At 65.9% G+C, this 11862-nt stretch carries 8 protein-coding genes; 7 read left to right on the top strand and 1 reads right to left on the bottom strand.

Annotated features, from left to right (window positions below; all coding sequences use genetic code 11):
• Positions 1-7 precede the first annotated feature (7 nt).
• The 4 genes from EBB56_RS05385 (at position 8) to EBB56_RS05370 (ending at position 4473) form a co-directional block, all read left to right on the top strand.
• Positions 8-436 (top strand): universal stress protein, encoded by a 429-nt coding sequence (locus EBB56_RS05385; protein WP_045994084.1) that lies wholly within the window; start codon positions 8-10, stop codon positions 434-436.
• A gap of 221 nt (positions 437-657) precedes the next feature.
• A complete protein-coding gene (locus EBB56_RS05380) occupies positions 658-1476 on the top strand; it encodes a DUF2189 domain-containing protein (RefSeq protein ID WP_045994083.1) in 819 nt (272 codons plus the stop codon).
• Positions 1477-1718: 242 nt separating this feature from the next.
• The gene (locus EBB56_RS05375; RefSeq protein WP_231498610.1) at positions 1719-2132 is read left to right on the top strand and encodes a molybdopterin-dependent oxidoreductase; all 414 of its coding nucleotides are present in this window, start codon (positions 1719-1721) and stop codon (positions 2130-2132) included.
• A gap of 166 nt (positions 2133-2298) precedes the next feature.
• The gene (locus tag EBB56_RS05370; RefSeq protein ID WP_045994081.1) at positions 2299-4473 is read left to right on the top strand and encodes an ATP-binding protein; all 2175 of its coding nucleotides are present in this window, start codon (positions 2299-2301) and stop codon (positions 4471-4473) included.
• A gap of 66 nt (positions 4474-4539) precedes the next feature.
• Here EBB56_RS05370 and cra read toward each other — a convergent pair whose 3' ends face one another.
• Entirely contained in the window at positions 4540-5538 is a 999-nt protein-coding gene (cra, locus tag EBB56_RS05365; protein ID WP_045994080.1) for a catabolite repressor/activator, read from the bottom strand.
• A gap of 331 nt (positions 5539-5869) precedes the next feature.
• Here cra and ptsP point away from each other — a divergent pair, with 331 nt between their 5' ends.
• Genes ptsP through EBB56_RS05350 form a run of 3 tightly spaced genes read left to right on the top strand, consistent with a single transcriptional unit; the run spans position 5870 to position 11516 of the window.
• Complete coding sequence (ptsP, locus tag EBB56_RS05360; RefSeq protein WP_045994079.1) at positions 5870-8758, top strand: phosphoenolpyruvate--protein phosphotransferase; 2889 nt, start codon at positions 5870-5872, stop codon at positions 8756-8758.
• A complete protein-coding gene (locus tag EBB56_RS05355) occupies positions 8755-9756 on the top strand; it encodes a 1-phosphofructokinase family hexose kinase (RefSeq protein ID WP_045994078.1) in 1002 nt (333 codons plus the stop codon). The genes ptsP and EBB56_RS05355 overlap by 4 nt, the downstream gene beginning before the upstream one ends.
• Positions 9753-11516, top strand: coding sequence for a PTS fructose-like transporter subunit IIB (locus tag EBB56_RS05350; RefSeq protein WP_124803286.1), 1764 nt, complete (start codon positions 9753-9755; stop codon positions 11514-11516). The genes EBB56_RS05355 and EBB56_RS05350 overlap by 4 nt, the downstream gene beginning before the upstream one ends.
• Positions 11517-11862: the final 346 nt, after the last annotated feature.

The following is an 11862-nucleotide window of genomic DNA, read 5'->3' as shown; positions in this document are numbered from 1 at the left end:
GTCCGTCATGTACCAGAAGATCCTGTTACCGGTCGATCTCAATGAGCCATCGTCGTGGGAGAGGGCACTGCCGGTGGCGCTCTCGCTGTGCCGCAACTTTGGTGCCAGCCTGCACCTGGTGACGGTGTTGCCGGACTACCGCATGCCGCTGGTGGGGTCCTACTTCCCCAAGGACTTCGCCAAGAAGGCCCATGAAGCGGTACAGAAGGCGCAGCATGACTTCATCGTCGAGCACGTGCCGGAGGACCTGACGGCCCAGGCGATCATCGCCGATGGCTCCCCCTGGGAAGCCATCATCAAGGTCGGCAAGAAGATCGATGCCGACCTGATCGTCATGGCCTCGCATACCAAGCGCAAGTTCGCCGACTACGTGATCGGCCCCAACGCCGAGCACGTCGTCCATCACAGCAAGTGTTCGGTGATGATCGTGCGTTGACCCAGACGACAAGCGCTAGCGCCATCGACGCCCCCTCACATGAGGGGGCGTTTTCGTAAGCTTGCGTAGGTTGAAGGCGAATCCAGGGCCCATCAACTACAGTCAAATTAGAGTCGATGGGCGCCGGCGATGGCGTGAAGGAACCTCGCATCTTGCCCCTTGACTCCCGTGACAGGTGGGCGGTGGCAACCGTCATCCGTGGGTACAAGGGGGAGTAGATGATGAGTGCAGCAGCATCACGACACGACAAGGAGTCGAGCGGGGCCAGAGTAAAGATCTCCATCAAGAACGTCGGTATGGGGCGGCCCAGGGTGTGGTTATCTTCGGGTTTCGAGGATTTTAGGGCCGCCACTGCGGTCAGCCTGTCCTATGGCATGTTCTGGGTCGGGCTCAGCATCGCCGTCACGGCAGGGGCGCTGACGCTGGGACTGTGGCATTGGCTGTTGCCGCTGGTGGCCGGCTTCATGTTCATCGGGCCGTTGGTGGCGGTGGGCTCCTACGGGATCAGCAGGGCGCTGGAAGAAGGCCGCTCCCCGACGTTGGGGGATGCCTTTGGCGCCTGGCGCGGCCACACCGGGCAACTGGCCATGATGGGCGTGATGATGATGATCTTCTTTCTCGCCTGGATTCGCCTGGCCACCTTGCTGTTTGCCCTGTTCTTCGGTCTCCAGTCGCCGGATCCGTCCACGGTCTATGCGTCACTTCTGACCACGCCGGAAGGCCTCGGCATGCTGGTGGTGGGGCTGGCCTTTGGCTGTGTGCTGGCGTTTGGCGCCTTTTCCATCAGCGTGGTCGCGATTCCAACCCTGATGGATCAGGACCTGACGTTCATGGAGGGCATCGAGGCCAGTATTCGTTCGGTGGCACGCAATTTCCGACCGATGCTGCTGTGGGCAGCGATTCTCACCGGCTGCGTACTGGTGGGGATGGCCACCTTCTATATCGGGCTTGCCTTGATTCTGCCGGTACTGGGGCACGCGAGCTGGCACGCCTACGAAGACCTGGTGGTGTGCGAACGGCTGGACGACCCCGGCGCCTGAGGGCGGCAACCTGGTCCGCGAAGACGCCCCGACAGGGGGCGTTTTCCTGAACCAGCAAAGCTCGAGGGGCCCGCAGACTGACCTTTGGCGCTCGATCACGTAATCTACTCCTGCAGAAAGAGTCAGGAGACGTCATGCGGGTGCCAGCTTTCCTTTGCCAGGTGGGTGTCCTCCTGGGGCTGTTGGTAGCAGGGGGAATCGGCCAGGCCCATTCCCAGCCTCTGCCAGCTCCGGAGGGGCCTGTGCTGCTTAAAGTATCGGGCAATATCCAGAACACCAATGTGGATGCACAGCTTCTGCTGGATCGTGCCATGCTCGACGATCTGGAGAGTCGTGCGCTGGTGACCGATACCCCGTGGCATAGCCAGGCCAGCCGTTTCGAGGGGCCGCTGCTCCGCAGCGTGCTGGAATCCGCCGGTGTCACTGCCGACAGCATTCGCGTGCACGCCTTGAACGGCTTCGTGGCCGACATCCCGGTCTCCGATGCCTATCGCTATGACGTCATCCTGGCCATGAAGCAGGACGGCGAAGCGATGTCGGTGCGAAACTTCGGCCCGCTGTTCGTGTTGTACCCTTTCGATGATCATCCAGAACTACTTAACGAGTCGGTCCAGTTTCGCTCGGTGTGGCAGGTAGATGCCATCGAGGTCCCGTGATCAATGTCACCGGGAGATCGGTCGAAGGCCATCAGGAGGCAAGGCAGGGAGTGCAGCGCCCCAATACCATAGTGAGTGATCCCGGTGTATCGGCTGGTGTCGACCCGAACATTCTGCCAGCAGATTCCCGACCCAAGGAGGAGGGTGCTCGGCGCATCCGTTCCGTATGCGACGCTATCCTCTGAGACTGGTATTCAGCGCCGTGGCGGCACTGGCCTTCTTTGCCGCCGCCATGGTGGTGATCGGTCTGGTCGCCTGGCGCCATGACAATCTTTCCCACCAGGTGGTGGAGGATATCACCTGGCATTCCTACAAGCTGGACCGAGACGTGGTGTTGCTGCGCAATCACCTGTTGTTCGGGGAGCATGGCCCCGAACAGCTGGCCGGCTTCAGGCTCGAGTTCGACCTGTTGTTCAGTCGACTGAACCTGTTTCGCCACAGCGACATTCACGAGCTGGTCGAGGAGGCTCCGGCCGCGCGTCGCCAACTGTCGATCATCATCAGCCTGATGCAGGACCTGGATGCCGAGGTCAGTGCCCTGGCGTCCCTCGATAGCGAGGCAGAAGCCGTTCTTGACCAGCATCTTGCCGCGCTATCCACCGAGACCGAAAGGTTGATCATGGCCGTCAACGGCCATCTGGCCGAGATCAATACCGCAGAGCGTGTTCGTCTGCAGCGACTGTACCTGTTGCTGCTGGTGATGATCCTCGGTATGAGCCTGGCCGGAGGGGTCATGCTTGCCGTGCTTTTCAAGGAAGCCCGTGATAACGAGGCCTCGCGCAAGGCACTGGAGACGCTGAGCGGCGAACTGGAAATCAGTGCCCGGCGCGCCCAGTCCGCCAGTCAGGCCAAGTCCGACTTTCTGGCCACGGTGAGCCACGAGATCCGCACGCCGCTCAACGGCGTCATCGGCATGAGCGAACTGTTGCGTGATCTCGAACTGTCGGAGCCCGCCAGCCGCTACTCGCACACCATTCATGACAGCGCCCGCCAGCTGATGGGCATGATCGATGACATCCTCGACTTCTCCAAGATCGAGGCAGGACGCATGGAGCTGGATGTTCAGCCGGTGGCACTCGATGCCTTGATCGAAGATGCCCTGGAGCTGTTTCGTCCGCGCGCACTCGACAAGCGGTTGCGCTTGCTTGGCCACGTGGACGAGACGCTGCCGGCACGACTCCAGGGGGACCCGGGCCGGCTTCGACAGGTGCTGCTCAACCTGCTGGCCAACGCCATCAAGTTTACCGACCGCGGCATGGTGAGGCTGTCGGTAGCGCCTGTGGACGAGGGCTGGGTGCAGTTCGACGTGGTGGATACCGGTCAGGGCGTCGAGGCGTCCCTGCTGCCTCAGTTGTTCGAGCCCTTCCGCCAGGGCGATGCCTCCGTCGCCCGGCGCTATGGCGGCACCGGTCTGGGCCTTGCGATTTCCAAGCGCCTGGTAGTGGCCATGGGGGGCGAGATAGGGGTCGACAGCCGCCGAGGCAAGGGCAGTCGCTTCTGGTTCCGATTGCCGCTGGTGCCCTGTGACGAACCCCGCCGTCAACCGCTGACGGTGGCCAGGGCGCGCGCCCATCCCAAGCAGCTCGCCGAGGCGGATCTGCTGGTGGTGGAAGACAATCTGGTCAACCAGGAAGTGGCGATCGCGATGCTGGAACGCCTCGGCTGTTCGGCTACCCTGGCTTCCTGCGGCAAGGAAGCGCTGGCTCTCTGCTCACAGCGCCGTTTTGACCTGATATTGATGGATATCCAGATGCCTGACCTCGATGGTCGCGAGGTCACCCGACGCCTTCGCAGCTTTTCCGACTGGCGTAGTGAGGTTCCCGTGGTGGCGATGACCGCTGGTGGCGCCAGTCACGATGAGTCGGACTGCATGGCCGCCGGCATGAACGACTATCTGACCAAGCCGCTGTTGATGGGCACGCTGCTGATGGTGCTCAAGCGCCACCTGCTGGGAGAGTCCGAGACCTCGACGACTCCGAGGGGTATCACCTCACTGATCAATGCCGATACGCTCGATGCCCTGGACGAAGGGCTTGGGGGCGAGCGCCGGGATGCCCTGGTGGACCTGTTCGGGCGACAGGCGCGCGAACGCTTGCCGGAGATCCAGAGCGCCTACCGGCGAGGCGAGGAGGAGCCGCTGGCCCAACTGGCCCATCAGCTCAGGGGCGAGGCCGCCGGCGTCGGCGCCATGGCTCTGGCCGAGGCGGCGCGAGCGCTGGAGCGTTGTGCCCTGGATGGCTGCATCGAGGATGCCAGAGGCGTCATCGATGCGCTGCCTGAGCTGCTTGAACGCACCCTGGCGGCCTTTGCCCGCAGCGAGAGGCGCGCCTCCCAGACCTGAGGTCGGCTTCGGCGTCCCGCTGTGTTGCTGAGCTGTACTGCTCAGTTGTCGTGGGAAGGTGCCGTTTCAGTTGCCTTGGGGACGGGGACGCCGCCAGCGCGGATGTCGTGGCACCACCACCCGTTGAGCCCGGTATTCACCCCGCACCGCATCCATCGCCAGCGCCAGGGCCTGCTCGGCGATGCCCCGATGATCCTGGACGGCGGAGTTGACCGCCAGCGGCAGGAAGTCCAGCAGGCGGTTGTCGCCGAAACTCGCCATGGCCAGACGCGGGGGCAGGCCGCCGCGTGCAATCAATTCGTCCAGGGCGCCTTCCAGCAGAATGTAGGACGCGGTTACCAGGGCGTCGGGCAGTCCCTTCTTTTCGATATAGTCAGCCAGCAGCCTGGCGCCTTCCTCGCGGGCATAGTGGTCGCCGCTTTCCAGAGTGCACTCGAGCTCGCGTCCCTCCACGCCTGCGCGGAAGCCGGTGCGGCGCTCTTCGGTGATCGAAAGGTGCGGCACCGCATCGAGCCATAGCACGCTTTTGACTGCCGGCGTCATCAGCGAGCGTGTGAGCTGTTCGGCGGCCTCGCGGTCGTTGCTGACGACGCTGGCGAAGCTCGCCTCGGGCAGGCCCCGGTCGATGGCGATGATCGGCAAACCCTCGTGCATCAATTCGGTATAGAAGGACTCCGGCTGCGCCAGACAACTTGCCACGATCAACGCCTCGCAGCGTTGGGCGCGCAGTGACAGGGCCAGGTCCCGCTCGCTGTCGGGCTGGTCGTCGGAGCCGACGATCAGCAGCTGGTAGCCCTGGGCCCGCGCTCCGCGTTCCAGGTGCTTGGCCAGGCGGGCGTAGCTCGAGTTTTCCAGGTCCGGCACGATCAGCCCCAGGATGCGGCTGCTGCCGCGCCGCAGGGCCGCCGCCTGGGCATCGACACGGTAGCCATGCTCCGCCACCACCGCCATCACTCGGTCCACGGTGTCCTGACGAATACGGCGCTCCCTGGCCTTGCCATTGACGATGTAGCTGGCGGTGGTGCGGGAAACGCCGGCCAGGCGGGCAATTTCGGCCAAGGTCATGCGGGTGTCTCCATTGAAGGCGTCGGGCGTGGTCACGGCGACAAGGTGTCAATTCCCTCTAGTCTACCTGGCATGGCAGCAGTGTCCCCCTGCCAAAGTCGTAGCTTTTGCGACTTGCCATGTGCGCTGAATCGTACCAGCATTGTGGCATGGTGAGGTGACACGATTCAGCTTTCGAGCAATTTGCATTTGCCGAAGCCAGGTGATCCCAGCATCCGGTGTGCGCTGTATCTGTTGCATCCCGGCAGTGCCGGGGCGCTGGACCTCCTCGCCGACACCGTTCAACCGATACCGGTGAGGAAACGCTGCACCTCACCCAGGAGAGCCCTTCATGCTGACGCTGAACGCCGACGACATCCTGCTGGATTGTCGTGCCGAGAGCTGGCGCCACGCCCTCGACGCCGCCTTTGACACCCTGAAGGCGGCCAGCCTGGTCGATGACGGCTACCGCCAGGGCCTGGTCGATCGGGAGTCCCAGTCCTCTACCTGGCTTGGCAATGGCATCGCCATCCCCCACGGCACCCCCGAGAGTCGAGGCGCGGTGCGTCGCACCGGGGTGCGGGTGCTGCAGTTCCCCGAGGGCGTGCGCTGGCACGACGGCAACCTCGTTCATGTATTGGTGACCATCGCCGCCCAGAGTGATGAGCACCTGGATATCCTCAGAAGCCTGACCCACGTGCTCGACCGGGACGGTGTCTCCGAACGCCTGGCCCAGGCGAGCAGCGCCGAGGAGATCACCGAGCTGCTGGCTCGGCCGGTGGTTCGCCCGCGACTGGACCAGGACACCCTGGTGCTGGGCCATCGCGCCGACGACCTGCTCGATCTGGCGCTGGCCGGGGCTCAGCGGCTGCGCCAGCTGGCATTGGTCGATACCGCCTATCTTGCCGAGATGGTCACCTCCATGCCGACGCACCTGGGACGGGGGCTGTGGCTTGCGTCCAGCGAAGCCGGCGTGTCCACGCCGGCACTCGCTGCGGTGACGCCGGCCAAGCCCGTCCAGCATCAGGGCAGCGACGTCGAGGCGGTGTTGTGCCTGGCCTCCCATGGCGAGGCTGGACGCCCGCTGGCCGACGCCATCGTGTCGCTGGTGGCGTCACTGGATGAGTCCGACGTCGCCCATCTGCGCGAGCGGGACGCCGACGACTGGCTGGCGCTGCTGGCTGGCGAAGGTGGCTCGGCCCAGAGTCGTCGCGTACGCCTGCTCAACGCCCATGGGCTTCACGCGCGTCCGGCCAAGGTGCTGGTCCAGAAGGCACGCGAAAGCGGGGTCGCCGTGCAGGTGCGCCTGGCCGAGGGCAGCGGACGCCCGGTGTCGGCGGCGTCGCTGACCAAGGTGATCGGTCTTGGTGCCAGACGAGGACAGGAGCTGATCCTGTCGGCGCGAGGCGAGGGTGCCGAACAGGCGCTGACATCGCTGGTCGAGGCGATCAACGATGGTCTGGGGGAGCAGGTGACGCCACTGGCGTCTTCGGCTGTGTCGCAAGGCGAAGCCGAGCAGGCGGTCGCGGAGCCGGTGGCGGCAAGCATGCCGCCCGCCGACCAGCCGCTGGAAGCGGTGGCCGCATCGCCGGGACTCGCGGTGGCGCCGCTTTTCGTGATCAAGACCCCGGACTTCGACTATCCCCGCGAGGCGGCGGACTCCGCGTTAGAGCGACAGCGCCTCGAGCGGGCCATCGCCCAGGGCGGCGAGCAGCTCAAGGCCCTGATCGCCCGGACCGCCGGAGGCGAGGTCGCCGCCATTCTGTCGATGCATGAGGAAATGCTCGAAGACCCGGAACTGGCCCAGGCCGCGCGCGAGGGCATCGACGAGGGGCTTTCCGCCGAGGCCGCCTGGTGGCAGGCCATCGACGTCGCCGCCCGCGCCCAGGAACAGCTGGCCGATCGCCTGCTGGCCGAACGAGCCGCGGATCTGCGTGACGTCGGCCGTCGTGTGCTGGGTATCCTGTGCGACGTCGAGCTGCCCGAGCCGCCGGCCGTGCCTTACCTGCTGGTGACCGACGATATCGGTCCGTCCGATGTCGCCCGCCTGGACACCGAGCGGGTTCGCGGCATCCTCACCGCCCGGGGCGGCGCCACCGCCCACAGCGCGATACTCGCCCGGGCACTAGGGATACCGGCGGTAGTCGGTGCCGGTGCCGGCGTGCTGGCGCTCGAAAATGGCACTGAGATGCTGCTCGACGGCGATGAAGGCTGGGTCGTGCCGGCACCCTCGCAAGCGCGTCGCGAGCGCTTCGAGGCGCGCATGGAAGCGCTGGAGGCGCTCAAGGCACGTGCCTGGGACGCTCGCTTCGAGGACGCCCGGACCGAGGATGGTACCCGCGTGGAGGTGGTCGCCAACCTGGGCAATACCGCCCACGCCCGCGACGCCGTATCGCGCGGCGCCGAGGGGGTGGGGCTGCTGCGTACCGAGTTTTTGTTCATGGCCCACGCCTCGCTGCCGGACGTGGAGACCCAGGAGCGCGAATATCGCGAAGCCCTGGACGCTCTGGACGGCCGCCCGCTGGTGGCGCGGACCCTGGACGTGGGTGGCGACAAGCCGCTGGCTTACTGGCCACTGCCCCAGGAGGACAACCCCTTCCTCGGCCTGCGTGGCATTCGTCTGGCCCTCAGGCGTCCCCAGGTGCTGCGCGATCAGTTCAGCGCCCTGGTGAAGGCCGCCGACGGCCGGCCGCTGCGCATCATGCTGCCCATGGTCAAGGACCTGGATGAGTTCCGCGCCGCCCGTGCGATCTTCGATGAGGTGCTGCGCGAACTCGGCGTCAGCCGAGACGGCGACCGCCTGCAGCTGGGCGTGATGATCGAGGTGCCGTCCTGCGCGCTGCTGGCGCCGAGCCTGGCGCCCGAGGTCGACTTCTTCTCCATCGGCACCAACGACCTGACCCAGTACACCCTGGCCATCGACCGTGGTCATCCTGAGCTTTCCGGGGAGTCCGACGGCCTGCACCCGGCCGTGCTGCGGCTGATCCAGATGACCGTCCAGGCGGCTCATGCCCATGGCAAGTGGGTCGGCGTGTGCGGTGAGCTGGCCAGCGACCGCCAGGCGATTCCGGTGCTGGTTGGCCTCGGCATCGACGAGCTGTCGGTGAGCGCCCGCCAGGTACCCATGGTCAAGGCACGCCTGGCGTCGGTCTCCACCACCCGGGCCCGGGAACTCGCCGCCCTGGCATTGGCCGCTCCCACCGCCCGGGACGTGCGCAGAGAGCTGGAGGCGAACCAATGAGCGAGATATCCGGCAATGCCGTCAAGCCACCGGTGCTGACCATTTCGGCCAACCCGGCGCTGGACCTGTCTGTCGCTGTGGACCGGCTGACGCCAGGTGCGCTGCACCGCGCCGAGTCAGTCGAGCTGACCGCCGCCGGCAAGGGCGTCAACATGGCGCGGGTGCTCGCCGCCCTGGGCCACCCGGTCTGTGTCACCGGCTTTCTGGGCAGTGACAACGACTCGCCCTTCATCGATGCCTTCGCCGAGATGGGGGTCGAGGACGCCTTTGTGCGATTGCCCGGCGCCACCCGCATCAACACCAAGCTGAGCGAGGCCGACGGTCGCGTCAGCGATATCAATGCGCCGGGACTCAGCGTCGATGCCGACGCCTGGCAGCGCCTGATCGCCACCATCGAGGCGCGCCTGACGACGCCTGCGCTGCGCCCCGCCGCGGTAATGATCGGCGGCAGCCAGCCACCGGGAGTCGGCGCTTCGGCGCTGGCCGAACTGATCACTCGGATCAAGGCCACCGGCGTACCCGTGTGGGTGGACACCAGCGGCGAGGCGCTCAAGGCAGCGGTCAAGGCGGGGGCCGACGCGGTGAAGCCCAACCTGGAGGAGCTGGCCGACTGGGCGGATCGTGACATTGCAACAGACGTCGACGTTCAGCGTGCAGCCCTTGAGCTTTACGCCGCCGGCGTCGGCGACGTGCTGATTTCCGCCGGTGCCGACGGTGTGACCTGGCTGGGTCCGCATGGCCTGTGGCAGTCGCTGCCTCCTGCGGTCAGGGTGGCCAATACCGTATGTGCCGGCGATACCCTGTTTGCCGCCATGCTGCACGGCGTGCTGTGCGAGGCGCCTGTGGAACAGGCGCTGAGGTTTGCCACGGCGCTGTCCGCCGAGGCGGTGCGCCACACCGGCGTGGGCCGGGCCGACGCCTCCGATTTCACCGACCTTCTTTCCGACACCAGGGTGCGGCGCCTCAATGACGTCGAAGCCCGGGGAGTACTTGCATGAACGTGATCCTGTTGACGACCTGCCCCGGCGGCAGCGTCACGAGCTACCTGGCCGCCCAGCGCCTGACCCCTGCCGCCGAGGCCAAGGACTGGCAGCTCTCCACCGAGGTGCACTCGAGCCTGGCGCCGGTCGAGACCCTGTCCCACCAGACCCTGGCCGCGGCCGAGCTGGTGATCGCGGTGGGCGAACCCATCGCCGGGGCCCACCGCTTCAGCGGCAAGCGCCTGTATCGTGGCAGCCTGGAAGATGCCCTGAGCGACCCGTCGGACTTTCTCGAGCGGGCGGCCCGTGACGCCCAGGTGTTTACCCCCCTCAATGATGAGGCGGCCAGCGCTTCAGGGAATGGCCCCGTGGCTGCAGACGTCAGCGACGAGGCGCGCATCGTCGCGGTGACCGCCTGTCCCACCGGGGTCGCCCACACCTTCATGGCCGCCGAGGCACTGGCCGAGGCAGGGCGTGGGCTCGGCCATCAGGTACGCGTCGAGACCCAGGGCTCGGTGGGCGCTCAGGATCAGTTGACCGACGACGAGATCGCCCAGGCGGACCTGGTCATCCTGGCCTGCGATATCGAGGTCGATCCCACCCGATTTGCCGGCAAGCGGATCTACCGCACGTCCACCGGCAACGCCCTGAAGAAGTCGCGCCAGACCATCGAGGCGGCGCTGATCGAGGCCCAGGTGGAAAGCGCGGATGGTGGCGCCAGGGCCGAGTCTGCCAAGAGCTTCAAGGAGAAGGGCGTCTACAAGCACCTGCTGACCGGGGTGTCCTTCATGCTGCCCATGGTGGTAGCCGGGGGCCTCTTGATCGCGCTGTCCTTCGTCTTCGGCATCGAGGCCTTCAAGGAGGAGGGCACCCTGCCTGCCGCCTTGATGGAGATCGGTGGGGGCACCGCCTTCGCCCTGATGGTGCCGGTGCTGGCTGGCTACATCGCCTATTCCATCGCCGATCGGCCCGGCATCGCCCCGGGCATGATCGGCGGCATGCTGGCGTCGAACATCGGTGCCGGCTTCATCGGAGGTATCCTGGCGGGCTTTCTGGCCGGCTACGTGGCCAAGGCGGTGACCCGCTACGTCAAGCTGCCTTCCAGCGTCGAGTCACTCAAGCCGATCCTGATCATCCCGCTGGTCGCGAGTCTGGTCACCGGTCTGGTGATGATCTATGTGGTCGGTGAGCCGGTGGCCGGGGTGCTCGAGGCACTGACCGCCTTCCTCGAGAGCATGGGCTCCACCAATGCGGTGCTGCTGGGGATTCTGCTTGGGGCGATGATGTGCTTCGACCTGGGGGGACCGGTCAACAAGGCGGCCTACACCTTCGGGGTGGGCCTGCTCGCCTCCGAGACCTACGCCCCCATGGCGGCGATCATGGCCGCCGGCATGGTGCCGGCGATCGGCATGGGCATCGCCACCTTCGTCGCCGGGCGCAAGTTTGCCGACCCCGAGCGCGAGGCCGGCAAGGCCTCCTTCGTGCTGGGGCTGTGCTTCATCAGCGAAGGCGCGATTCCCTTCGCCGCCAAGGACCCGCTGCGGGTGATTCCCATCAGCATGCTGGGCGGCGCCATCACCGGTGCCATCTCGATGCTGGTGGGCGCCAAGCTGATGGCCCCCCATGGCGGCGTATTCGTGCTGTTGATTCCAAATGCGATTACTCCAGTGTTGTGGTACCTGCTGGCGATCGTCGCGGGCTCGCTGGTGACCGGGCTCGGTTATGCCGCCATCAAGCGCGGCGAGGCCGCCGCCATGCCGGTGGGCGAGGGGGCCTGATATGGGGGGCTCGGCACTCACCGGCGGTTGACGGCCAGCAAGGTGCAGGTGGCGCCCTGGGTGCCTCTCACTGGTGCACGATGAAGGGTGTTGCTCAATGGCCCGGCCTATAAGGCCGGGCCATTTTTTTGTGTTCTTGACCCTTTGGCGAAATGATCGACTGGTATTTTGCTGGATTCTCAGTAAAAAGACGGAAAAATTCCGAGCGCATGGCATAATGGCGCGCTTCTTGCCTCATGCTAGGCAGGACCCGGAGCAGGTGGCGACCCCACCTCAGCCGGGACAGGGCCTTACCGGGCCCAGGCGGCCCCCACCCGGGGCCTGACAAGGACGACCGTTTTCTTGT

Source organism: Halomonas sp. YLB-10 (assembly GCF_003856855.1).
Classification (GTDB): Bacteria; Pseudomonadota; Gammaproteobacteria; order Pseudomonadales; family Halomonadaceae; genus Halomonas; species Halomonas litopenaei.
This window is presented reverse-complemented; position numbering and strand designations above follow the sequence as displayed.